The organism is Micromonospora sp. ABR4_055 (assembly GCF_056160425.1).
Genome location: NZ_JBSWXD010000004.1, coordinates 95,523 through 119,785 on the forward strand (window position 1 = coordinate 95,523; position 24,263 = coordinate 119,785).

Genomic DNA, 24,263 nt, shown 5'->3' on the forward strand with positions numbered 1-24,263 from the left:
ATGCGCACCGCCGGGGGTACCTCGTCGGCCGGGAACGGAGGTTGCCACGATGGCGGATCGGCAGGTACGCGCGGTCGACGCGCTGCTCGACCGGCAGGGCCGGACGTTCAGCGTCGAGGCGGGTATCGCCCTGGCCGACCGGCCGGCCCCGCTGTACCAGCTGCTGGTGCTGGCCACCCTGCTCAGCGCCCGGATCTCGGCCGGGGTCGCGGTCGCCGGCGCTCGGGAACTGTTCGCGGCCGGCTACCGCACACCGGCGGCGATGTGCGCGGCCGGTTGGCAGGACCGCGTCGACGCGCTCGGCCGGGGCCACTACCGGCGGTACGACGAACGGACCGCCACGATGCTCGGCGACGGAGCCGAACTGTGCCACCAGCGGTGGGGCGGTGACCTGCGGCGGCTGCACGCTGAGGGCGGTGACGATCCGGCCGTGCTGCGCCGGTTGCTGACCATGTTCCCCGGCATCGGCCCGACCGGAGCGGACATTTTCCTGCGCGAGGCGCAGGCGGTCTGGCCCGGACTACGTCCGTACCTGGACAAGCGGGTGGTGACCGGGGCCCGCAAGCTGGATCTACCGACCTCACCGCGGCGGCTGGCCGCCCTGGTGGGTGAGCGCGACCTGCCCCGGTTCGCCGCTGCCCTGGTCCGGGTCTCGCTCGGCGGTGACGCCGGACGGGTCAGCGGGCCGGGCGAGGGCTGACCGGGCCGGACGCCGACTCACCCGGCCGACGCCGGTCGAGTGTGCGCCGGGCCGGCGCGTCCCGGATCGGGGTGAGGATGTCGCCGATCAGCGCGGCCATCGCCGGGGACGGTTCCAGCTGCAGCTCCCGCAGGGCCAGATCGCGGTACGCGTAGAAGGCGTGCAGCGCCTCGTAGGCGTTGCCCTCGGCGAGATGGATCTGCACGATCAGCCGGTGTGGGGTCTCCCGCAACGGTTCGGCACCGACCGCTTCCAGTGCGGCCTGCAGCGCCTCGTCGTGCCGACCGGCGTCCAGATGGGAGCGGGCGATGTGCTCGAGCAGGTGCAGCCGCAGCTGCCGCAGCCGTTCCCGTTCCAGCAGCACCCAGTCGTCGTACCAGCCGGGCAGCAGGTCGTGCCGGGCGGCGGTGAGCACCGCGTCGGCCAGTCGCGGATCCCCACCGTCGCGCACCCGCGCGGCGGTCCGGACCAGGTCGTCGACGTCGACCTGGACCCGATGGTCGAGCCGGACGGTGTCGCCGGCGGTCCGCAGCGGGCAGTTCGGCTCCTGACGCAGCCGCCACAGCGCGGTACGCAGCGAGGACAGTGCGCGGTCCTCGGCGGCTTCCGGCCAGAGCAGACCGGCCAGGTGGGCACGGGTGGCGCCGGGTCGCAGCCCGATCACCGCGACGATCCGCTGCAGTCCACGGGGGATCAACACGGTCTCGTGCTGGTGGAGCAGACGGAAGCCGCCGAGCAGCAGCAGCCGGACTGATGCCCCCGCGTTGCCTGCCTCTGACGTCACGGCCGAACCTCCTGCACACGTCAGTCACCGGTCGCCGCCCTTGCATCACGTCATCGCGTCACGAAGATTATCAATCATGGTTACTCTCAGTCAACATTCAGTCGACTACCCGATTCGCTTGACCCACCGACCCCATCCCATCTGACCTGGCATTTTGCAACCCCGATGGCAGCTGGAGCGATACCGACGCACATCGAGAGCGATCACGCACTGTACTCACAGGCCGTGACCTCGGCGTCACCAGTGAACGGTGCCCCGGACGGCACGGACAACGCGCCGGTGACGCCGACGGCGGCAAGGTTGGCCAGGACCGGGCCCGACACCGCTGGGAGGAACCATGGATCGCTCGCTGATCATCGCCAAGGTGGTCCCCGACGCGGAGCAGCAGGTCGCGGAGATCTTCGCCGAATCGGACCTGACCGACCTGCCCCACCTGGCCGGGGTACGGCACCGGTCGCTCTACCGGCTGCACGACCTGTACGTGCATCTGATCGAGACCGCCGAGACCGGACCGGACGCGGTGGCCGCCGCCCGGCGACACCCGGAGTTCGACGAGGTCAGCCGCCGACTCGCCAGCTACATCAGCCCGTACCTGGCGACCTGGCGGTCACCTCGGGACGCGATGGCGCACCGGTTCTACCACTGGGACGCACCCACCGGTCGGCCCCGATGACCGCCGTCGCGGCCCTGGGCCGCAACCGCTGGCTGCGCTGCCACGCCTGCCGCGCACTGGTCTACCGGCGACGGATGCGCCGCAACCTGGAGGTCTGCCCCGAGTGTGGAGACCACCAGCGGTTGACCGCGGCGGAACGGATCGGACAACTGGTCGACCCGGACAGCTTCACCAGGCTCGCCGACCGCGCCGCCGAGGTGGACCCGTTGGGGTTCGTCGACTCGATGCCGTACCGGCGACGGCTGGCCGAGGCGCGGGCGGCGACCGGCATGGCGGAGGCGGTGTTGTGCGGCACCGCCCGGATCGGCGGGCATCGGGCCGTCCTGGCGGTGATGGACTTCCGGTTCCTCGGTGGCAGCCTCGGCTGCGCCACCGGCGAGTTGATCACCCGCGCCGCCGAGGAGGCATTCGCTGCCCGGGATCCGCTGGTGCTGGTCACCGCCTCCGGCGGGGCGCGAATGCAGGAAGGCGTCCTGGCGCTGATGCAGATGGCGACGGTCAGCTGCGCGATCGCCGAACTGCGCGCCGCCGGACTGCTCACCGTCAGCGTCGTCACCGATCCGACGTACGGCGGCGTCGCCGCCTCGTTCGCCACCAACACCGACCTGGTGATCGCCGAACGCGGCGCCCGGATGGGGTTCGCCGGCCCCCGGGTGATCCGGGAGACGATCCGCCAGGCGTTGCCCCCCGGTTTCCAGACCGCGGAGTTCCTGCTCCGGCACGGCCAGGTCGACATGGTCGTCGAACGCCACGACCTACGCCCCCGGCTGCGCGCCCTGCTCGCGCTGGCCGCGGGTGGCCGGGCCGGAGCAGGTCCGCTGGCCGAACCGACGGTGCCGGGATCCGGGCCGATTCCGCGCCCCAGGCCGACGCACCGGGCCGACGCGACGCCGACCGCCTGGCAGTCGGTGCGTACCGCCCGGGACCTGGCCCGGCCGACCACTCTGGACTATCTGCGGACGGCGTTCGACGGCTTCGTCGAGTTGCACGGCGACCGGCTCGGTGCGGACTGCCCGGCGATCGTCGCCGGACTGGCCCGGCTCGGTGACCAGCCGGTCGCCGTCATCGGGCAGCAGAAGGGCCACGACCCCCGGGAGATGCTGGCCCGCAACTTCGGCATGGCCAGCCCGGCCGGCTACCGCAAGGCGTTGCGGGTGATGGGGCTCGCCGCCCGGCTCGGACTACCGGTGGTCACCCTGATCGACACCCCGGGCGCACATCCGGGGGTCGACGCGGAGGAACAGGGCCAGGCCGCCGCGATCGCCACCTGCCTGCGCACCCTGGCCCGGCTGCCCACCCCGGTGGTCGCCGTCGTCACCGGCGAGGGCGGCAGCGGCGGAGCGCTCGCGCTGGCCGTCGCCGACCGGGTGCTGATGCTGCAGAACGCCGTCTACTCGGTGATCAGTCCCGAGGGTTGCGCCGCGATCCTGTTCCATGACCGGGCCGCCGCACCCCGGGCCGCCGCCGCGCTCCAGCTCACCGCGCCCGACCTGGTACGCCTCGGCGTCGCCGACGGCATCGTCGGCGAACCACCGGGCGGCGCGCAGCGGGATCCGGCCGGCGCCGCCGACCGGGTACGGGCGGCGCTGACCGCCGCGCTGTCCGACCTGCTCGCCGTGCCCACCACCGACCTGCTGCGTCGACGTTCCCGCCGGTTCCGCCGGTACGGGGCAGGCACCGTCGATGCCGCCGTACCGCAGCCCGACACCGACCGGACGATCCAGGTGATGCCGCGATGACCACTGCCGCCGCCAACGGAACACCGGCCGGGCCGGAGCCGGCCGGCCAGCTGCGCCGGCTCGCCGAGCAGACCCGGACGCTGGTCGGTGAACTCACCGGTCCGCTGCGCCGGGTCCAGGTCCGGCACGGCGACACGGTGATCGAGATCGAGTGGCACGACCGGACGACGTCGGTCGCGGCCACGCCGTCGCCCCCGGCCGACGCGTCGGCGACCGGACCGACCGCACCGGCGGCGGACCAGGTCGCGCCAGCGGCCGGGCACCGGATCGGATCACCGATCGTCGGTACGTTCTACCGGGCCGCGGAGCCCGGCGGAACGCCGTTCGTCGAGGTCGGCGACTCGATCGAGCCGGGTCAGGTGATCGGGATCGTCGAGGCGATGAAGCTGATGAACGAGATCACCACCGACCGGCCAGGTGTGGTCGTGGAGATCCTGGCCGGCGACGGCGATCCGGTCGAGTTCGACCAGCCGCTGATCACCGTGGCACCGGGCTGAGGAGGCGGTGACCGTGTTCGAGAAGATCCTGATCGCCAACCGGGGAGAGATCGCGCTGCGGGTCGCCCGGGCCTGCCGGGAACTTGGCGTACGGACCGTCGCGGTGCACTCCACCGCAGACCGCGACTCGGCGGTGGTCCGGTTCGCCGACGAGGCGGTACAGATCGGCCCGCCGCCGAGCCGGGCCAGCTACCTCAACGCGGCGGCGATCGTCGAAGCGGCCCGGCGCACCGGTGCCCAGGCCGTCCACCCCGGATACGGCTTCCTCTCCGAGGACGTCGACTTCGCCGAAATCTGCGCGGAGAACAGCCTGGTCTTCATCGGGCCGCCGCCGCAGGTCATGCAGGCCCTCGGGGACAAAGCCAAGGCCCGGGACGTGTTCGGGGCGGCCGGCCTGCCGCTGCCGCCGGGCAGCCGGGAGCCGGTGCCCAGCAGTGCCCACGCCGCCGCAGTCGCCGCCGAAACCGGCTATCCGGTCATCATCAAGGCGGCGGCCGGCGGCGGTGGGCGGGGAATGACAGTGGTCACCGACGAAGCGGACCTGGCACCGGCGTACCACCGGACCCGGCAGACCGCCCGGGCGGTCTTCGGCGACGACCGGGTCTACCTGGAACGGTTCCTCACCCAGGCCCGGCACGTCGAGGTGCAGGTGCTCTGCGACGGCCACGGCAACGGGGTGCACCTGGGCACCCGGGACTGCTCGGTGCAGCGGCGGCATCAGAAGCTGATCGAGGAGGGTCCGGCACCGACGCTGCCGGCAGCAATGCTCGACGAGATGGCCGCAGCGGCGCTGCGCGGCGCGCTCGCGGTCGGCTACGTCGGCGCCGGCACCTTCGAGTTCCTGGTCGACGAGCACGACCAGTTCCACTTCATCGAGATGAACTGCCGGATCCAGGTGGAGCACCCGGTCACCGAAATGATCACCGGGGTGGACCTGGTGCAGGAACAGATCCACATCGCCTGCGGTACGCCGCTGCGGCTGCGCCAGCCGGACATCCGGCCCCGGGGCGTCGCGGTCGAATGCCGGGTCAACGCCGAGGACCCGCAGCGCGGGTTCACCCCGACCCCCGGCCGGCTGGACCGCTTCGAGATCCCCGGCGGCCCGTTCACCCGGGTCGACACCCACGGTCACACCGGGTACGTCGTCGGACCGCACTACGACCCGCTGCTGGCCAAGGTGGTGGTCTGGGCACCGGACCGGGAACTGGCGCTCAACCGGATGGAACGCGCGCTGAGCGAGTTCGAGGTACGCGGGCCCGGCGTCCACACCACCATCCCGTTCCTGCGCCGGGTGCTGGACGACGCCATGTTCCGCAAAGGACGGCTCTCGACCGGCCTGGTCGGCCGGCTGCTCGACGAGCCGTCGCAGATCCGTACGGCCTGACCACACACGCCCGAGGAGGAGCGGATGAGTATCACCGATGATCAGCAGAAGGTCACCGCCGCGGACATCACCGCGATCCTGGTACGCAACTGCGGGCTCGACCCGTCCGGTGCCGCCGACGCCCCGGCATCATCCCTGGCCGAACTCGGCCTGGACTCGCTGGCGTTGCTGGAACTTCAGGCCGTGGTGGCCGACCGGTACCAGGTGCGGATCCCGCCGGACAGCGCGGACCTGACCATCGTCGAGATCGCCGAGCTGGTTGCCAGCGAACTCACCGGCGACGACGACGCCGGAGCTGCCTTGGACACCGGCCCGGCCACAACGGCCGCGGCGGACGCCACCGGACAGCCCCCCGGACACACCGAGAACAGCGTGGTGATCGCCGCCCCGTTGGACCTCGTCTGGGCGGTCACCAACGACGTCGACCGGTGGCCCGACCTGTTCACCGAGTACGCGTCGGTGCAGATCGTGCACCGGCACGGGGACACCGTGCGGTTCCGGCTGACCATGCACCCGGACGAGAACGGAACGGTCTGGAGCTGGGTCAGCGAACGCACCGCCGACCGGAGCCGCCGCCGGGTGCTGGCCCACCGGGTGGAGACCGGACCGTTCGAGTACATGCGGATTCGCTGGGACTACGCCGAGGTCCTGGGCGGCACCCGGATGACCTGGGTGCAGGACTTCGCAATGCGACCGGCCGCGCCGCTCGACAACGCCGGCATGACCGAACGGATCAACACCAACAGCCGGATCCAGCTGGACATCATCCGCGACCGGATCGAAACCCTGGCCCGCACCGCAGACCCCGTCGGAGGCACCCCATGAACGATCCACGGCTCGTCGCCGCCCGCGACCTCGCCGCCGACCGGCGACGCGGCGGCGAACTCCGGGTCCTGCTCGGCCCACGCACGGTCGGCAGCACCTCCGGCTTCCTCGGCCTGGCGGTGCTGCGCCCCGGCGAACGCATCGCCGAGCACTACCACCCCTACAGCGAGGAATTCCTCTACGTCGCGCGCGGTGAGATCGTCGTCGACCTGGACGACCTGCCGGTGGCGGTGCACCGCGCCGAAGGGCTGTTCGTGCCGATGAACACCCGGCACCGGCTGCGCAACGTCAGCAAGGCACCGGCCGAAGTGGTCTTCCACCTCAGCCCGCTGGCGCCGCGCCCCGAACTCGGCCACGTCGACACCGAAGGACCGGCGGTGCTCGGTCCCGGTCCGGACGCCGCCGCCGGCCCGGGTCCGAACGGTGCCAGGCCCGGCCGCCGGCCGGTGCCGCGCACCCGGACCACCACACCCAACGGACACCGGCCGTGACCGCGGCCGGGTCGCCCCGGCGTACCGTCGTCACCGGGGTCGGGGTGGTCGCCCCCGGCGGCACCACCCGGGAGGCGTTCTGGGCGACGATCACCGCCGGGCGTACCGCGACCCGCCGGATCACCGTCTTCGACCCGTCCCCGTTCCGGTCCCAGATCGCCGCCGAATGCGACTTCGACCCGGCGGACGCCGGGCTCGGCCCGCGCGAGCGGCGACGGGCCGACCGGTACGTCCAGTTCGCCCTCGCCTGCTCGATCGAGGCGGTCGCCGACGCCGGGCTGAGCCTCGACGACGCCGGCCGGCAGCGGGCCGGGGTGGCGCTCGGCTCGGCGGTCGGCGGCACTGTGGCATTGGAACAGGAGTACGTGGTGGCCAGTGACGCGGGCAGCCACTGGCTGGTCGACCCGGACTGCACCATGCCGTACCTCTATCAGGCGCTGGTGCCCAGCAGCCTGGCCGCCGACGTGGCCTGCCGGCACGGGCTGCACGGGCCGGCGCAGGTGATCTCCACCGGCTGCACCTCCGGCATCGACGCGATCGGCTACGCCCACCAGTTGATCGTCGACGGGGACGCGGACGTGATGCTCGCCGGCGCCGCCGACTCGCCGATCTCCCCGGTCACCGTCGCGTCGTTCGACGCGATCGGGGCGACCAGCCCGGACAACGACGACCCGGCGCACGCCAGCCGGCCGTTCGACAACGACCGGCACGGATTCGTACTCGCCGAAGGGGCCGCCGTGCTGATGCTGGAGGAGCTGGACCACGCGCGGCGGCGCGGCGCGCGGATCTACTGCGAGATCGGCGGATACGCCACCCGCAGCAACGGCTACCACATGACCGGGCTGCGCCCGGACGGCGCGGAGATGGCGCTGGCCATCGTGGACGCAATGAACCAGGCCCGGCTCAACCCGGACGACGTGTCGTACGTCAGCGCACACGGCTCCGGCACCCGGCAGAACGACCGGCACGAGACAGCCGCGTTCAAACGGGCGCTCGGGGACGCGGCGTACCGGGTGCCGGTCAGTTCGATCAAGTCGATGATCGGGCATTCGCTCGGCGCGATCGGCTCGATCGAGATGGCGGCCTGCGCGCTGGCCATGGCACACGGGGTGGTCCCGCCGACCGCGAACTGGCGCACCCGCGACCCGGAATGCGACCTGGACTACGTCCCGAACACCGCCCGTGAGCTACCGGTCGACGTCGCGTTGTCGGTCGGCAGCGGATTCGGCGGATTCCAGTCGGCGATGGTCTTCGCCCGACCGGACAGGACAGTACGGTGAGCGCCGACGGCCCCCCGGCCGCGCTGCCCGGTCAGCGGGCCGCGGTGCCCGGGCGGCGGGCGGTGGTCACCGGGATCGGCGTGGTGGCGCCGACCGGGCTGGGTGCCGACGCGCACTGGAAGGCGACCCTGGCCGGGCAGGTCCGCACCGGGCGGATCACCCTGTTCGACCCGGCGCCGTACCCGGTCACCCTGGCCGGCGAGGTGGCCGACTTCGACGCGCTACAGTGGACCGACAACCGGCGGGCGGTGCAGACCGACCGGTGGACCCATCTCGGTTTCGCCGGCACCCGGCTGGCGCTGGCTGACGCCGGGCTGCCGGACACCGCCGACGACCCCGACCGGTACGCGGTGGCGCTGGCCAGCTCGTCCGGGGGCAACCTGTTCGGCCAGCGGGAGCTGCAGCGGCTGTGGAGCCGGCCCGGCCGTACCGTCGGGGCGTACCAGTCGATTGCCTGGTTCTACGCCGCCAGTGTCGGCCAGCTCTCCATCGCCCACCAGTTCAAGGGCGCCTGCGGGGTGCTGGTCGCCGAGGCGGCCGGTGGGCTGGACAGCCTGGCGCACGCCGCCCGGACCATCCGCCGGGGCGCCGACGTGGTGCTGGCCGGTGCCACCGAATGCGCGCTGAGCCCGTACGCGCTGGCCTGCCAGCTGCGGAGCGGGCTGCTCAGCACCGGCACCGACCCGGAGTCGGCGTACCTGCCGTTCGACGTCGACGCCGCCGGCTACCTGCCGGGTGAGGGCGGCGCGGTGCTGGTCGTCGAGGAGCTGGGGCACGCGTTGGCCCGGGGCGCCCCGGTGATCTACGGCGAGGTCGCCGGCTGGGGTGCCAGCCACGACGCCCGGCACACCGACCGGCACACCGGCGGGGACGCCGACCAGTACGCCCGGGCGATGCGCCGGGCGCTGGCGACCGCCGGGGTGGCTCCGGCGCAGGTGGACGTCTGCCTGCCGGACGCGCTCGGCGTACCGCGTTTCGATTGGGCCGAGGCGCGGGCGGTGCGGGCGGTCTTCGGCCCGGCGGCGCCGCCGGTGACCACGCCGAAGCCGTTGACCGGGCGGGCACACCAGGGCAGTGCGGCGCTGGATGTGGCGACGGCGCTGTTGGCGCTGCGGCACCGGCTGCTGCCGCCGACCGCCGCACCGCGCCGCCCGGCACCCGGCTGCGACCTCGACTTCGTCCGTACGCCACGGGAGTGCGCGGGGCACGCCGCGCTGGTCGCCGCCCGTGGCTTCGACGGCTTCAACAGCGCCCTGCTGCTGCGCCGCGACCCGGACTGGGAATGATCAACTATTACCCGTGCGGCCCGCTCCCGACCGCCCTAGGAACCGTCACGGCGAACCGTCGGCCGGCAAGCGCCTCGGGGATCAGTAGTATCACTCGGTGCCCCTTCATGTCACCCATCGTGATCTTGTGAAGAGCTTCGTTCGGCTGCTCGAGTCCGCAGAGGTCACCGCCGGCCAGGTCTCGAATCTGCTCCAGTTCTATGCCGTGGAATGTGGACTCAAGGCCGCAGCGCTGCGGCGGAGGAACCTACAGCGGACCGATCAGTTGCCCTCGGACCTGCTCAGCCATGACCTGCGGCGGCTCGCCAAAGAGCTCCGGCTCACGCCAGCCGCGTACCAGCGGCTCGTGGACTGCAAGCGCGTCGCCGTAGCGAACGCGCCCGCCCCGCCCGTTGCGGTAGCACAGCTGCATGAGGCATGGCGATACGGCGCGGGCCTGGATGCCGGTGGCGAGCGGAGCTGTGTGGCAGGCTTGGTATCCCTTGGCCAGTGGTGTCGGAAGGAGCTGGGCCGGTGAACGAGCGTTTGGACGTTTCTGGTCCCTCGCATCCTGACCACCTGTTCACCTGGCTCGATGTCAACCTGTACTTCGCCGCGCTGGCCCGACAAGGCCGGTGGCCGGGATGGCTGCGGGAGATCGACGCCTACTGGGACGGAGTGCGGGTCTCCGTCGCCCCGCTGACGCCGCCCGACGATGTCTGGCATTGGCTGCGCGAAGTGCTCGGACCACTTACCGTCGAACCCGCTCGCGGGTGCCTGCTACTCGATGACGCTGGCGAGGAGCGACCGCTCGCGGTGAGTATCGATCAGGACGACCCGCCCGCGCCTGGCGATCGGCGTCCGCGCTGGACGGATCGGCGGGTGGTCGCGGAGCTGGCGAACCCGCTGCCCGTTCCGACAACGCCATTGCCGCACGACATCCCGATCGTGGCCTTTCATTCATTCAAGGGCGGCGTCGGTCGAACTTTGCACTGTGTGGCGGCGGCTCAGAAACTTGCCTCAAGCGGGCAACGGGTACTGCTGATTGATGCCGATCTCGAAGCACCGGGTATAACCTGGATGATTGCCGAGTCGATTCGCATCGACTTTGCCTACGAAGATTTCCTCGCCCTCGTGCAAGGTTCGGTTGATTCATCATTCACGGAGGCAATCAGCCTCGGCCGGAAGTTCTTGGTGAACCAGGAAATCGACGGCGTGGTGGTGATGCCGGCCCGCCGAGATCACAGCCGGATATCACCACCGCAGATTGAGCCGGTCGACCTGTTGACCCCCGATCGCAGTCCTTACGTTCTTTCGAATGCACTTGCTCGACTCGGCCACGCGCTCGGTGCCGACGTCATCATGGTCGATCTGAGAGCCGGCGTGAGCGAACTGAGCGCACCCCTCCTACTGGATCCGCGGGTATTCAGGGTGTTCGTCACGACCATCAGCGACCAGTCGGTCAAGGGTACCGAACGAGTTCTCGCCGAGCTGGCGCAACGCGCACCTGCCCGCATGGAGAACGACCCCGACTGCGCACTTCTACTCACGCAGTTCAGCGGGCAGGACCATGGCGATCGGCTGGCAGAGGTAGCCGCCGACCTGCGGCGCGCCGCCTACGCCGTATCGTCAACGAGCCAAGCAGCTTCCACGGTTGACGCCGACATAGCGATTCCTTCAATGACAAGCGAGTTCAATCCGATACTGCTAAATCTTCCAGCCTCGTGGGAAGCCGTCACCGGACTGGCCGAACGCGCCAGACTCGCACAGCCGCTGACCCCATTGATCGATTCGTTGCCCCGCTTGAACCCCGGTGCGCCTGTGCCAGCAGAACCTGAGCCCGCCGATCTCGACGCGATCAGGTCGAGACTCGCGGCGGTCGCGGGAAACTTGGTCTTCGCAGAGACTTCTCCAGAGGTTGACTTCCTAGTCACCGACGCACTACGCAACCTCGCCGAAGCACACCGGACCGAGCCACCAATCGAAATCGTCGTCGGCGGAAAAGGTGCCGGGAAGACCTTCACGTACCTCCAGCTGTGCCGGAGGACGACATGGGCTGATTTTGCGGCTGCAGCCGGAGTCGACGATGCGACCCTGCGAATCCCAACAATCCCTGTCCTGGCGTCAACAAATTTGGGCGATCAATCGGCCACAGCGATCAACGAGAGACGCATCGCGGAAGCCAACAGGCTTACCGGCGGCGTAGCGGCCGGATCGCAGGCGGTCCGCGAAAACGTCGAGGACGCCCTGTCCGGCGAGCTGACATCGGGAGGTTGGCGGCGAGTATGGCTCACCTGCTTTGCCCGCGCAATCGGCCTGGACACCACCCCCGAACAGGTCGAGGAATCATTGGCCTCCTTTGCCCGCTCCAATTCAGTAATCTTCGTCATCGACGGGCTTGAGGACCTGTTCCCGGAGTTCGTCGAGGACAGCCGTCAACAGCGAGCCCTGCGCGCCCTGCTAGTCGACTGTCCGGAGTGGCTCCGCACCTTGCGGGGACGCCCACTGGGAATGGTGACCTTCGTCCGACGGGACCTCGTACAAAAGGCCATCCACCAGAACGTGGCACAGTTCGAGAAAAGATATGAGAAGTATGCACTGCGCTGGAACAGAGAGGAGGCGCTCAGACTGGCGGCATGGGTATGTCAGAGGGCCGGCGCGCTCACCGCATCCGCAGACAGCGTCCGCACCGCCACCGCCGATCAACTCTCCGACCAGATGAGCACTGTATGGGGCGACAAGATGGGGACTCCGAAATCAAAGGAAGCTCGATCAGATGTGTGGTTCTTCGCGGCACTTTCTGACTTCCGCCAACAGATCCAGGCCCGCGACATCGTCTCCTTCCTATCCGAGGCGGCCACCGCATCGACGGGCACCGACCGATGGTCGGATCGAATACTGACACCGGTCGCGATGCGTAGCGCACTACCTCGATGCAGTAGCCAGAAGATCGAAGCCATCAGTCTCGAAAACAGGCCGGTCGGTGCACTTTTGGACCGTCTCAGGTCGCTCGACGCCGATCGCCGCAAGCTCCCCTTCACCCTGGAATCTGTCGGTCTCACCGCAGAGCAGGCACAACTACTCGACGCAAACGGCGTGGTCTTCCGCGAGGCGGACCACTACTGGATTCCAGAGATCTTTCGCCATGGCCTTGGCTTCGACGTCGCGGGCGGCCGCCGCCCACGCGTCATCGCGGTGGCAAACCTGGTCCGCAGGCGCAACGACATCTTGGGGTAGACCGGTCCGGCCCGCCACTGCTCAGCCTCAGGCATCGACTGCCTCCCCACGCGCGCCCCCACCCCCGTGCTGAAGGGTGGGCACTGGCCCGCATCCCGGTGACAGCCGCCGTACTGCGCGGCCTGCCGGCGTCGGCCGCGCAGCCTGCCGGACGTCGCCGGCTTCCTGGTGCTGTCGGTGCTCACTCCCAACGTGCACGGACCATCGGTCTACTGCAGCTTGGATGGAAACTGCGGATCGACCGTGAACGCGAATAGATCCGTCGGGCAGGGGTAGGGCAACCCTGGACGGCGCCACGGACAACTGGACGTGACGCGGACGACCACCGGGGAGGCGACATGCGGATCGGCTACAAGCTGGCCACCGAGGCGTTCGGACCGGCCGACCTGATCGCTCAGGCTGTCCGGGCCGAGCAGGCCGGGTTCGACTTCGTCGAGATGAGCGACCACTTCCACCCGTGGCTGGACTCCCAGGGCCATTCGCCGTTCACCTGGAGTGTGCTCGGTGCGATCGCCGCCCGTACCGAACGGATCGGGCTGGCCACCGGCGTGACCTGCCCGAGCCTGCGTTACCACCCGGCGATCGTCGCCCAAGCCGCGGCGACCGTGGCGCTGCTGTCCGACGGCCGGTTCACCCTCGGCGTGGGTGCCGGCGAACGGCTCAACGAGCACGTCACCGGGGAACCGTTCCCGAGTGTGCACGGGCGGCACGAGCGGCTCCGCGAGGCGCTGGAGATCATCCGACTGCTCTGGTCCGGCGGCTACCACTCGTACCAGGGGAAGCACCTGCAGCTCGACGACGCGCGAGTGTTCGACCTGCCGCCGACCCCGCCGGTGATCGCGGTGGCCGCCAGCGGCTCGGAGTCCGCCCGGCTGGCCGCCGAGCTCGGCGACGGACTGTTCGCCACCGAGCCGAAGGGCTCGATCGTCGAGCACTACCGGCGGTCCGGCGGCGCCGGGCCGCGCTACGCCGAGGTGCCGATGGCCTGGGCGGTGGACGAGGAGCAGGCGGTCAAGGCGGCCTGGGAGTCCAGCCGTTGGGCGCTGACCGGCTGGAAGGTGATGAGCGAGTTGCCCAACCCGGTGAACTTCGAGGCGGCCTCGGCGATGGTCGACGCCGACGACATCGCCGCACACTTCAGCGTAGGGCCGGACCCGGCGGTGCACCTCGAGGCGGTCAAACCGTACGTCGATGCCGGTTTCGACCACATCGTGCTGCAGAACGCCGGGCCCGACCCGGACGGTTTCCTGGACTTCTTCGAGCGAGAGCTGGCCGACCGGCTGCGGGGGCTCGACCGGTGACGGCGGCCGGCTCAGGCGTCGGCGCCGCGGTTGTCAGGCGCGGGCCGGGCCGGAATAGTCGGGGGCGACGTAGACCGGCAGCCGCTCGCCCTGGCTGCGGGCGTAACGGCGGGTGTAGGTGACGGGCTTGACCCCGGGTCGGAGCGGCACCGTGTACTGCGTTGGCAAGGTGTCCGCGGCAGCGGCGAGGCGGCGGGGCGTCACCTCGCGACGTTGGTCATGCCACGGGCCACCCAGGAAGAGAACCTTCATATGCCGATCCTTGCCGGTTCAGCCAGCCCGCGCCTCATCCGTACGCACAATAACTATCAAATCCCGCCGGATCCGTCCGCCGCAGCCGGCCGGCCGGTGACAGCCCGTCCGGCCGGTGAAGCTCGGTCGGCTCAGCTGCCGGTGAACCGTGCCGGCCGTTTTTCCAGGAACGCGGACATCCCCTCCGCTCGGTCGGCGGTGGCGAACAATCCGTGAAAGACCCTCCGTTCGAACAGTAGCCCCTCACGCAGTCCGACCTCCTGCGCCCGCTGGACCGCCTCGCGGGCGGCGGTGACCGCGAGCCGGCTGTGCCCGGCGATCACCGCCGCCGCCGACCGGGCCTCGACGAGCAGTTGGTCGGCGGGCACGATCCGGGACACCAGGCCGCACTGCTCCGCCTCCCGGGCCGGCATCATCCGCCCGGTGAGGATCAGATCCATCGCCTTCGCCGTGCCGACCAGCCGGGTCAGCCGCTGGGTGCCGCCGATCCCGGGGATCACCCCGAGGGTGATCTCGGGCTGACCGAACCGGGCGTCCTCGGCGGCGAACACCAGGTCGCACATCATGGCCAGTTCGCAGCCACCGCCGAGCGCGTAGCCGGCGACCGCGGCGATCTTCGGTGTCCGGAACGCGGCGAACTCCTCCCAGCCGGCGAAGAGATCGGCCGTCATCGCCTGCACCGGGCTCATCGCCGCCATCTCTCGAATGTCGGCGCCGGCGGAGAAAAAGCCGTCCGACCCGGTAATCACGAAACAGCCGATGTCCGGGTCCCGGTCCAGTGGTCGCAGGGTCGCGAGAAGTTCGTCGCAGAGCGCGGTGGTGAGTGCGTTGCGGGCCGCGGGCCGGTGCAGCCGTACGGTGACCACGGCACCGTCCCGCTCGGTCGTCAGATGCATGTCGGTTCCTCCAGTCGGATTCGCAGGGTCGTCGGTCGGATGGTCCGTTTTCAGTCGGCCCAGTCCGGTTTCACGAGTCCCAGATCGCGCCGTAGGCGGGGATCCCCCGGCGTTCCAGCCCGTGGACCACCTGCCGGGTGAGCTTCTGGTTGGCGATGCAGATCACCGCTTCGGCGCCGGTGGCCTGCCATGCCTGGTAGGCCAGGGCCACCATGTCCGGCTTGCCACGCTGCGCGGTGTCCCAGATCGTGGCGTCGGGCTGCACCCGCAGGATCTCGTCGACCAGCTGGTCGCCGTAGGTCGTCCGCGGGCTGCGGGTGGACCAGACCAGGTGGGCCGGCACCTTGCCGGCCAGCAGATGCGGCAGCACCGGCCCGATGCCGCTGCCGGTGGCGACGTACACCACCCGGGTGAACAGCGTTTCGATGTTGGCCACGCCGGCGGTGGTGATGCCCTTGACCCAGATCCGGTTCGGCAGGTCGTCGATAAGGGAGCCGGTCCAGTCGCCGGCGCGGGACACCGTCAGCCGGAAGCCGCGCTCACCGGGCGCCGGCACGTTGGCGAACGAGTGCCATTCGAGCAGCGGACGACGGCTGATCGCGGTGGACGATCCGGCGAACGGGGTGGTGTGACCGAACGTCAGCATGGCCACGTGGCTCGACGGCCGGTCCACCTGCACCGGCACCCGGCGCAGCCGCAGCCACGGCAGGGCGACGCTGACGGTGAGCAGTGCCAGGGTCCACAGCGCCGGCGAGCCGAGCAGCGCGGCGGCCAACGGCCTCCCGTCGCGGGCACCGTCGACCACCAGCACCGTCTGGGCCCACAGGAGGATCAACGCGGCCCACCCGCCGAACCGGTGGACCCGCTCGAACAGGTCGTGCCAGCGGCCACGAACCGGCGGCAGCGCGGTCGTCACCATCGCCAGCAGCAGCGCGACCAACAGGTAGGACAGCACCAGTACGGCGGTGACGGCCCGGCCGGCCAACGCCTGCCGGGTGAGTTCGGCGACGTACCCGGCGAACCAGGCGGTGCCGGCGAGTGCGCCACCGACGTGCAGCCCACCGAAGTGGTAGACCTTGCCCAACCCCCAGCGCACCCGCAGCGGCCACCGGGTCGGCGCCCGGGTGGCCAGCCAGAACAGCAGGTTGATCATGTACTGCTGGCGGATCAGCACCGCCAGGGCGACGTTGGCCAGGGCGGCGTACGACAGGTTCGCCAGGCCGCCGTCGGTCGCCTGCCACCAGCCGCCGGTGGTCAGCGCGTAGTACAGCAGTGCGGCGTTGCCGGCCAGGACCAGCGCGGCCAGCCGGTGGTACGGCATCAGCCGGGGATGGCTGAGGATCCGGCGCTGCCACGGCAGCGGAGCCGGCAGGTCGGACCGAGCCGGATGGCTGGGCGGGGCCGGATTGCTGGGCGGGGCCGGGTTGCTGGGCGGGGCCGGGCGGTCCAGCGACCGGCGCAGCGCCCCCTTGTCGATCTTGCCCCGATCGGTCACCGGTAGCGACTCGAGGGCGTGCACCCGCTCGGGCACGCAGTAGTACGGCAGAGTCCGGGCGACCGCGGCCCGCGCCGCCGTCGGGTCAACGGTCGCCGGGGCGACGAACGACACGAGCGTACGGTCGTCGACCTTGATCGTCGCCGCCCGACGGCAACCCGGCACCGCTTCCAGGACGGCGGAGACCGAATCCAGCTCGACCCGGAACCCACGGACCTTGACCTGGTCGTCGGTGCGGCCAAGGTGCTCCAACTCACCGTCGGGGGTCCAGCGTCCGAGATCCCGAGTACGGAACATCATCCGTCCACCGCCGAGGAACGGATCCGGGACGTACCGCTGCCCGGTGAGCTCGGGATCGCCGAGGTAGCCGACCGACACGCAGTCACCACCCGCCCACATCTCCCCCACCTCGCCGATCGCGCAGGGCCGGCGGTCGGCGTCCAGCACGTACACCGTGTTGTTCGGGGTCGGCCGGCCGATGGTGAGCTGTTCGGAGGCGGGGTCGTGCCGGTGCATGGTGTTGACGATGGTGGTCTCGGTCGGTCCGCAGCCGTTGTAGAAGACCGCCTGTCGGGCCCACCGGTCGGCCAGCTCCCGTGGACACGGTTCACCGGCCACGGCGACCACCTTGACCCGTGGGCACCGGTCCGGGTCGACGGCGCCCAGCACGCTCGGGGTGGCGATCACCACGTCCACCGTCTCGACCGTCGCCGCGATGTCGCTCCCCCGGACGACCAGGGTTCCGCCGTGGCTGAGGCAACCGAGGATCTCCCAGGCGGCCATGTCGAAGGCGATGCTGAGAATCTGCCCGACCCGCCACCCCGGCTGGATGCCCAGGTCGCCGGGGGCGGTCAGGAGCAGGTTGCACACGTTTCGATGGGTGACGGTGACCCCATTGGGTCGGCCGGTGGTGCCGGAGGTGAACAGCACGTAGCAGCCGTCGTCCGGGCTGGTCGGACCGGTCGGGACGACCGGGTACGCCGAGTCCGCCAGCGGCTGGGTGAGCAGCTCGTCGACGGCGATCAGCATCCGGCCCGGCAGGTGCGGCAGCTGACCCGCCGTCTCGGTGGTGGTCAGCACGATCCGGATGCCGGCGGTGTCGGTGACGTGCCGCAGGTGGGCCTCGGTGGCCACCCCGGCGTGCTGGGGCACGTACGCCGCGCCGGCCTTCAGGGTGGCGAGGATGCCGACCACCATGGGGATCGACCGGCGCGTGAACACGCCGACCCGGTCACCCGGACCTACCCCGTGGGCGATCAGCCGGGCGGCGAGACGGTCCGCCTGCCGGTCCAGCTGTCGGTAGGTGATGCGCTCGTCGAGGTGCTCGACGGCGACCGTGTCGGGGGTGAGGACGGCCCACTGTTCGATCGCGTGCTGGATGTGGGTGGAGACGATCGGCTCAGCCGGACCGTAGCCGAACCGACGGAACAACTGTCTGTCCTGGTCGGACAGGATGGCCAACGGTCCGGTGCCGACCGCAGCGGTGGCGATCCCGGGAATGCCGCGTTGCCGCACGGCGCTGGCCCGGAATCGGGTCGCTGGTCGACCGGAACCACGCTGTGGCATGACTGTTCCTCCTCAATGCTCTGCACCGACCGGGGGACGGCGCGCCTCCGACCCATCGAAGCATAGAAATACATTTTCGACCATATGCAGTGATGATTAATGATAAATACAGAAGAAATGTGATAAATAGTTAAAATCGGGCGGATTCGCTGTAGTCCGCGACTGTCGCTGCCCGGTCGAGGTACGGCACACTCCCCCTGGTGCGAGAGATACTGATCATCGGAATCGGGGCCGGCGATCCCGACCACCTGACCGTGCAGGCGATCGAGGCGCTGCGTCGGGTCGACGTGTTCTTCCTGCTCGACAAGGGCGCGGTCAAGCAGGACCTGGCCGCGTTGCGGCAGGAGATCCTGCGCCGGCACACCACCGGGGCGTACCGGGCGGTCGAGATCGCCGACCCGGAGCGGGACCGGACCGCGACGGACTACCGGGCCGCGGTCGAGGACTGGCGCCGACGCCGCGCCGACCGGTACGCCCAGCTGATTCGCGACGAACTACCCGACGGCGACTGCGGCGCCTTCCTGGTCTGGGGCGACCCCGCGCTGTACGACAGCACCCTCGCCATCCTCGACGATCTGCGGGAACGCGACGTCGTCGAGTTCGACCACCAGGTGATCCCGGGCATCAGCAGCGTCGCCGCGCTGACCGCCCGGCACCGGATCGCGCTGAACCGGATCGGCTGCCCGGTCCAGATCACCACCGGCCGTCGGCTCGCCGACGAGGGCTTCCCGACCGGCGTGGACGACCTGGTGGTGATGCTCGACGCGCAGTGCGCCTTCACCCGACTCGCCGACGCCGACAGCATCGACATCTACTGGGGCGCGTACCTCGGCACCCCGGACGAGATCCTGATCGCCGGCCCGGTGCACCGGGTCGCCGACCGGATCGTCACCGCCCGCGCCGAGGCCCGCCGCCGCAAGGGCTGGATCATGGACACCTACCTGCTACGGCGTACCCTTGTCCAGACAACCGGACAGCACCAGAAGACCGGACACCAGACGCGAGCGATCAGGTAGCCGTTGACTTCCTCCGCGGAAGGACTCTGATGACCGACCAGGCCCGGCCGGTCGACCGGGACAGCCCGATGCCGCTGTGGGCACAGCTGCACGACGACCTGGTCCGCCGGTTGACCGCTGGCGGGTTCGCCGCCGGCTTCCCCGGCGAGCACGAACTGGTTGACGAGTACGGCGTCAGCCGGCACACGGTACGGGAGGCGTTGCGCCGGCTACGCCAGGCCGGGGTGCTGGACTCGGCCCGGGGTCGGCGTACCGCCGTCCACCAGCAGCGGATCGAGCAGCCGCTCGGCGCTCTCTACTCGCTCTTCGACGAAGTGCAGGCTCGCGGGATGCGCCAGCGCAGCGAGGTGCTCGGCCGCGACCTGCGGGTTGACGTCGCCATCGCGGCCCGGCTCGGGCTGGATCCGGACACCCGATTCGTGCACCTGGAGCGGCTCCGGTTCGCCGACGACGAACCGTTGGCCGCCGATCGGGTCTGGCTGCTGGCCGAGTTGGCCCGGCCGCTGCTCACCGCCGACCTGACCGGTACCGGCATCTACGGCGAGCTGGCCAGGCACGGCGTCCGGGTCACCGACGGCGAGGAACGCATCCACGCCATCGTGCCCACCGCCGAACAGCGTCGACGGCTGGGCGGCGGCGGCCTGCTCGCCGTCGAACGGATCGGCCGGACCGACGGACGGCCCGTCGAATGGCGGGAGACCTTCGTCCGCGGCGACCGGTTCAGCCTGGTCGCCAGCTGGGCACCGCACCGGGCGTACCAGTTGCGGGTGGCCGACGGATCCCCGCTGCGCTCGCCCGCCGGGCGCTGACCGTGCGGGTCGCCCGGCTGATCTCCCTGGTCCTGTTGCTGCAGTCCCGGGAGACGATGACTGCTGCGGAACTGGCCCGCGAGCTGGAGGTTTCCGAGCGCACCATCTACCGCGACGTGCTGGCGCTGTCCGCCGCCGGGGTGCCGGTCTACGCCGACCAGGGCCGGGCCGGCGGGTACCGACTGGTGGACGGCTACCGGACCCGGCTGACCGGTCTGAGCCGGGCCGAGGCGGAGACGCTGTTCCTGTCCGGGCTGCCCGGCCCGGCCGATGAGATGGGCCTCGCCGACGTACTCGGGGTAGCCCAGCTCAAGGTGACCGCCGCGCTGCCGGTCGGGCTGCGCGACGCCGCCGGCCGGGCCCGCCAGCGGTTCCATCTGGACGCGCCCGGCTGGTTCCGGCAGGCCGATCCGCCGCCTGCGCTGGCCGACCTGGCCCGCGCCACCTGGCAGGACCAGGTGGTCCGCCTCAACTACCGGCGGAGCGGCACCGAGGTGGTCAGAACGGTTCAGCCGTACGGTCTGGTGCTCAAGAACGGCACCTGGTACCTGGTTGGCCAGGTCGACGACGTCGGCCGGGTCCCCGACCCCGGCCGGGTCGACGACGGGCACCGGATCTACCGGGTGGACCGGATCGCGGTGGTTGACCCGACCGGCAACGTCTTCGACCGCGACCACCGCTTCGACCTGGCTGCGGTGTGGGCGGCCGGCACCGCCGACTTCGTCCGCAGCGTGCTGGTCGACGAGGTCACCGTACGGCTGAGTCCGGCCGGGCTGCGGGCGCTGCGCTGGGCGGTGGAGGCGCCGGCCGCCCAGGCAGCGCACGAGGCGGCCGGGCCACCCGACGCTCAGGGCTGGGTGCACACCCGGCTGCCGGTCGAGTCGCCCGACGTGGCGTACAGCCAACTGCAGGCGCTCGGTCCGGAGGTGGAGGTGCTCGCCCCGCCCCCGCTACGGGACCGGATGCGCGACGCCGCCCGCCGGCTCGCCGCGCTGTACGGCGAGACCGCCGGTCAGCGGTAACCGGTGGTGTCCGCCGGCCGGCCGGTCTCGACGACCTCGACGATGTAGCGGTACGCGTCCGGGCTGCTGCCGTCGACGTCGGTGAAGCCGTACTCGCGGGCCAGCTGCCCACTGGACAGTGACCGCCCGGTGAACCGGGACACCTGCGGATCGGCGGCGAGCGCGACCACTGCCCGACCGACCAGCGCCGGTGTCTCGGAGATGGCGAAGTGCGGGTCCTTGGCGGTGCCGTCGCGCCAGTTCGCCTCGGTCACCCCGAAGTGCTCCAGCATCGCCTCGGACCGGATCCAGCCAGGGCTGAGCGCGACCGCCGTCGCACCGTACGGCCGCAGCTCCTCGGCCTGAGCGAAGGCCAACCGGATGACGGCGTTCTTGGCCGTGTCGTAGAAGACCGACTCGCGGTAGTGGGTGCCGTTGTAGTCGGCGGTGCCGTCGGTCATCTCAACCACCAGCCCGCCCGGCTGGCGGATCAGCAGCGGCAGCGCGAAGTGGCTGGTGATCAGGTGGGTGTCGATGGCGAGCCGCAGTGTGCGTAGGCCGCGGTCCAGCGGCTGTTCCCAGATCGGCGACTCGAAGTCGGTCAGGTGGTCGGCCCCCCAGATGTCGTTGACCAGCACGTCGAGCCGGCCCTGTTCGCGGTCGATCCGCTGCACCAGGGCACGGACCTGGTCCGGGTCCAGGTGGTCGGTGGGCACCGCGACGCCGGTGCCGCCGGCGGCGTCGACGAGCTCGGCGGTCTCCTCGATGGTCTCCGGACGGTCCATCTCGGAACGCTGCCGTCGGGTGCTGCGGCCGGTGACGTAGACGGTGGCGCCGGCGGCACCGAGTTCGATCGCGGTCCGCCGGCCGGCGCCCCGGGTCGCTCCGGCGACCAGCGCCGTCCTGCCGTTCAGTGGTGTGGACATGCCGCTGACGGTGCCAGCAAAACCTGACATCCGACGTCAGCTTTTCCAGAGAACAGCAGCCTGGTTGACTCCATCGAATGTGGTCGATACATTGCCGTCACGATGAGAAAGCCCTTTCCCGCCTCACTGTGGGGGCGCTAACCGGCAGCAGTCTCCGACAAATCCAGGAGGTTCCATGACAGCCACCAGATGGCGGCGCTGGCGTACCGGCGTCGTGGCGCTCGCCACGACCGCCATGGTCGCAACCGGCGCGGCGGTTGGCGTGCAGTACGCCGCAGCTGCCACCGTCGACACCGGCGCCTGGTACGTGATGCTCAGCCGGCACAGCGGCAAGGCAATCGATCTCTACGGCGGGGCAACCCATGACGGCGCACCGATCGTCCAGTGGACGCGCAACGACAGCGCGGCGCAGCAGTGGCAGTTCGTTGACGTCGGCAGCGGCTACTACAAGATCAGATCTCGGCACAGCGGCAAGTACCTGGAGCTGCCGAACGCGGTCGACGGGGCCCAGCTGATTCAGAACTACGACAACGGCAGCACCCGGCAGCACTTCCGGCTCGCCGACTCGGACAGCGGCTACGTCCGCTTCATCAGCCGGCACAGCAACAAGGCTCTCGATGTGTGGCAGTGGTCCACCTCGGACGGCGGAATCATCTCGCAGTACCAGGACGTCAACGGCTGGAACCAGCAGTGGCAGATGGTCCGGTTGGACAGCTCCGGCGGCTGCGGGTCCGGCTCGTTCAACGCCGAAGCCGTACAGAACGGGTCGACCTGGACGGCGCGCAACGGCGGCAGCACCGTCTACACCGGCTCCAGCATGCTGTCGGCCATGCAGGCCGCGGTGAACAGCCTGTCGGCCGGGCGCAACAGCAAGCAGAAGGTCGTCGTCCGCGGCTCCGGGTCGATCAGCGCCGGCTCCCGGCTGTCGCTGCCGTCGTACACCGTCCTGGAGGTCTGCGGCACGGTCAACGTGACCGGTTCCGGCTCCGGCGACCAGGCCGTGGTGTACGCCCGCGGCGTCACCGACGTCGAGGTGACCCGGCTCAACATCACCGGCAATCCGCTGTACGGGATCTTCATCCGCAACGGCAACAACATCACCCTCGGCCAGATCGACATCCGGGTCACCGCCGGCCTGGGCATCCGGATCGACAACCACGGTGACCGCAGCCAGCGCTCCCGCAACGTGCGGATCGACAACGTGTACGTGCAGGGCACCAGCAACCACGGGGTCGAGACGTACGGGGTCGACGGACTGACGGTCGGCACCGTCACCGCACGCAACACCGGCTACTCCGGCCTGATACTCAACGACACCATCAACGCGACCGTCGGCACCGTCGACGCGCAGGGCGCCGGCACCGGCACCGGGTACGCCGGGTTCCGGATGGCCAACCGCAACGGCCGGGTCGGCGACAGCTACCCGACGAACATCCGGGTCGGTACGGTCATCGCCCGGGGCGGTGGCCGGGGCATCTTCTGCGTGTCGGAGTCCGGCGGTGCGGTCATCGACCGGATCGACATCTCCGGCACCGGCAGCAACTCGATCCTGCTGGAGAACTGCTACAACGTGACCATCGCGGCGGTCTCCGGTACGGTCAACGGCTCGGACGTACGGATCGCCTCGCGCACCGAGTTCCCGGTGTCGCGCGACATCACCCTGCAGAACCTGACGCTGACCAACTCGCAGATCAACGAGAACCCGTGCGGGCAGAACATCGTGATCCGCAACATCGCCCTGAACAACTCGACCATCAACCGCTGCTGACCGTTCCCTGTCCACTGAACGCCGGACGCCGGGTGCCTATCGCTCGGTGCCCGACGGCGACCGGCTGATCCGGCGCAGGCCGATGACCTGGCGCAGCAGCAAAACCACCACGAGTACCGCCGCGACCGCCGGCCAGCCCCACGGATAGCGTTCGGTCTCGACGACGAACGCCACCGCGCCATCGCCACCGACTCCGGTGCCCAGTTGACCGTGGACCGCGTACCGGCCGTAGACGGGGAAGTCGACCGGCGCGGTGACCACGATGGCTCGGCCCGCACCGGTGGCCAACGGCGCGGACGCAGGATCAGGAGGTTTTACGCACCAAACCCCGCCCACACGCCAGGCGGAAAAGAACGAA

General features: G+C 70.5%; 20 protein-coding genes and 3 pseudogenes. 16 read left to right on the forward strand and 7 right to left on the reverse strand.

The features are described 5' to 3' along the window. The first annotated feature begins 49 nt into the window (after positions 1-49). Positions 50-700 (forward strand): hypothetical protein, encoded by a 651-nt coding sequence (locus ACXAHD_RS02895; RefSeq protein ID WP_281551517.1) that lies wholly within the window; start codon positions 50-52, stop codon positions 698-700. On the opposite strand, the gene ACXAHD_RS02900 is transcribed toward ACXAHD_RS02895, so the two are convergent. Next, positions 678-1,484, reverse strand: a complete 807-nt coding sequence (locus tag ACXAHD_RS02900) for an AfsR/SARP family transcriptional regulator (protein ID WP_281551518.1) — start codon at positions 1,482-1,484, stop codon at positions 678-680. The two genes, ACXAHD_RS02895 and ACXAHD_RS02900, sit on opposite strands and share 23 nt — an antisense overlap. A 337-nt stretch (positions 1,485-1,821) precedes the next feature. Between ACXAHD_RS02900 and ACXAHD_RS02905 the strand changes: the two genes are divergently transcribed. The 11 genes and pseudogenes from ACXAHD_RS02905 (at position 1,822) to ACXAHD_RS02955 (ending at position 14,176) form a co-directional block, all read left to right on the forward strand. After that, positions 1,822-2,157 carry a TcmI family type II polyketide cyclase gene (locus ACXAHD_RS02905; RefSeq protein WP_281551519.1) on the forward strand — a complete coding sequence of 112 codons (336 nt, stop codon included), beginning with the start codon at positions 1,822-1,824 and terminating at the stop codon, positions 2,155-2,157. After that, positions 2,154-3,896 carry an acetyl-CoA carboxylase carboxyltransferase subunit alpha gene (locus tag ACXAHD_RS02910; protein ID WP_475048406.1) on the forward strand — a complete coding sequence of 581 codons (1,743 nt, stop codon included), beginning with the start codon at positions 2,154-2,156 and terminating at the stop codon, positions 3,894-3,896. The genes ACXAHD_RS02905 and ACXAHD_RS02910 overlap by 4 nt, the downstream gene beginning before the upstream one ends. Then, positions 3,893-4,393, forward strand: a complete 501-nt coding sequence (gene accB / locus ACXAHD_RS02915) for an acetyl-CoA carboxylase biotin carboxyl carrier protein (protein ID WP_475048408.1) — start codon at positions 3,893-3,895, stop codon at positions 4,391-4,393. Before ACXAHD_RS02910 ends, accB begins: the two co-directional genes overlap by 4 nt. A gap of 13 nt (positions 4,394-4,406) precedes the next feature. Beyond that, positions 4,407-5,777, forward strand: coding sequence for an acetyl-CoA carboxylase biotin carboxylase subunit (locus tag ACXAHD_RS02920; RefSeq protein WP_281551522.1), 1,371 nt, complete (start codon positions 4,407-4,409; stop codon positions 5,775-5,777). Between the two features lie 24 nt (positions 5,778-5,801). Next, positions 5,802-6,602, forward strand: coding sequence for an SRPBCC family protein (locus ACXAHD_RS02925; RefSeq protein WP_281551523.1), 801 nt, complete (start codon positions 5,802-5,804; stop codon positions 6,600-6,602). Continuing rightward, positions 6,599-6,970 (forward strand): annotated as a pseudogene (locus tag ACXAHD_RS02930) (cupin domain-containing protein); the annotation flags it as partial. The gene ACXAHD_RS02925 and the pseudogene ACXAHD_RS02930, both read left to right, overlap by 4 nt. Before the next feature lie 119 nt (positions 6,971-7,089). Next, positions 7,090-8,373: a beta-ketoacyl-[acyl-carrier-protein] synthase family protein gene (locus ACXAHD_RS02935; RefSeq protein ID WP_281551524.1), complete on the forward strand. Its 1,284-nt coding sequence runs from the start codon at positions 7,090-7,092 to the stop codon at positions 8,371-8,373. A gap of 44 nt (positions 8,374-8,417) precedes the next feature. Next, a complete protein-coding gene (locus ACXAHD_RS02940) occupies positions 8,418-9,659 on the forward strand; it encodes a beta-ketoacyl synthase N-terminal-like domain-containing protein (RefSeq protein ID WP_475048423.1) in 1,242 nt (413 codons plus the stop codon). A 127-nt stretch (positions 9,660-9,786) separates the two neighbouring features. After that, complete coding sequence (locus ACXAHD_RS02945) at positions 9,787-10,176, forward strand: hypothetical protein (protein WP_281551526.1); 390 nt, start codon at positions 9,787-9,789, stop codon at positions 10,174-10,176. Then, positions 10,173-12,875, forward strand: coding sequence for a KGGVGR-motif variant AAA ATPase (locus ACXAHD_RS02950; protein WP_289211270.1), 2,703 nt, complete (start codon positions 10,173-10,175; stop codon positions 12,873-12,875). Before ACXAHD_RS02945 ends, ACXAHD_RS02950 begins: the two co-directional genes overlap by 4 nt. A gap of 338 nt (positions 12,876-13,213) precedes the next feature. Continuing rightward, the gene (locus ACXAHD_RS02955; protein ID WP_289211271.1) at positions 13,214-14,176 is read left to right on the forward strand and encodes a TIGR03557 family F420-dependent LLM class oxidoreductase; all 963 of its coding nucleotides are present in this window, start codon (positions 13,214-13,216) and stop codon (positions 14,174-14,176) included. 33 nt (positions 14,177-14,209) lie between these two features. Here ACXAHD_RS02955 and ACXAHD_RS02960 read toward each other — a convergent pair whose 3' ends face one another. The 4 genes and pseudogenes from ACXAHD_RS02960 to ACXAHD_RS02975 form a co-directional block, all read right to left on the reverse strand. Then, positions 14,210-14,428 (reverse strand): hypothetical protein, encoded by a 219-nt coding sequence (locus ACXAHD_RS02960; protein ID WP_278174201.1) that lies wholly within the window; start codon positions 14,426-14,428, stop codon positions 14,210-14,212. Positions 14,429-14,559: 131 nt separating this feature from the next. Continuing rightward, complete coding sequence (locus tag ACXAHD_RS02965; protein ID WP_281551529.1) at positions 14,560-15,324, reverse strand: enoyl-CoA hydratase-related protein; 765 nt, start codon at positions 15,322-15,324, stop codon at positions 14,560-14,562. Between the two features lie 70 nt (positions 15,325-15,394). Then, positions 15,395-16,774: a ferredoxin reductase domain-containing protein gene (locus ACXAHD_RS02970; protein WP_281555699.1), complete on the reverse strand. Its 1,380-nt coding sequence runs from the start codon at positions 16,772-16,774 to the stop codon at positions 15,395-15,397. Next, positions 16,766-18,385 (reverse strand): annotated as a pseudogene (locus ACXAHD_RS02975) (amino acid adenylation domain-containing protein); the annotation flags it as partial. The pseudogene ACXAHD_RS02975 and the gene ACXAHD_RS02970, both read right to left, overlap by 9 nt. Positions 18,386-18,585: 200 nt before the next feature. Between ACXAHD_RS02975 and cobF the strand changes: the two are divergent. The 3 genes from cobF to ACXAHD_RS02990 are packed head-to-tail and all read left to right on the forward strand — an operon-like array spanning position 18,586 to position 21,232. Further along, positions 18,586-19,401: a precorrin-6A synthase (deacetylating) gene (gene cobF, locus ACXAHD_RS02980; RefSeq protein ID WP_281551530.1), complete on the forward strand. Its 816-nt coding sequence runs from the start codon at positions 18,586-18,588 to the stop codon at positions 19,399-19,401. Between the two features lie 29 nt (positions 19,402-19,430). After that, on the forward strand, positions 19,431-20,210 hold the full coding sequence (locus ACXAHD_RS02985) for a GntR family transcriptional regulator (RefSeq protein WP_289211272.1): 780 nt from the start codon (positions 19,431-19,433) through the stop codon (positions 20,208-20,210). A 2-nt stretch (positions 20,211-20,212) separates the two neighbouring features. Then, positions 20,213-21,232 (forward strand): helix-turn-helix transcriptional regulator, encoded by a 1,020-nt coding sequence (locus ACXAHD_RS02990; protein WP_289211273.1) that lies wholly within the window; start codon positions 20,213-20,215, stop codon positions 21,230-21,232. Here ACXAHD_RS02990 and ACXAHD_RS02995 read toward each other — a convergent pair. Then, positions 21,223-22,137, reverse strand: coding sequence for an SDR family oxidoreductase (locus ACXAHD_RS02995; RefSeq protein WP_281551533.1), 915 nt, complete (start codon positions 22,135-22,137; stop codon positions 21,223-21,225). The two genes, ACXAHD_RS02990 and ACXAHD_RS02995, sit on opposite strands and share 10 nt — an antisense overlap. Before the next feature lie 175 nt (positions 22,138-22,312). Between ACXAHD_RS02995 and ACXAHD_RS03000 the strand changes: the two genes are divergently transcribed. Then, positions 22,313-23,905: an RICIN domain-containing protein gene (locus ACXAHD_RS03000; RefSeq protein ID WP_289211274.1), complete on the forward strand. Its 1,593-nt coding sequence runs from the start codon at positions 22,313-22,315 to the stop codon at positions 23,903-23,905. A gap of 36 nt (positions 23,906-23,941) precedes the next feature. Here ACXAHD_RS03000 and ACXAHD_RS03005 read toward each other — a convergent pair. Further along, positions 23,942-24,263, reverse strand: a pseudogene (locus tag ACXAHD_RS03005) (hypothetical protein); the annotation flags it as partial.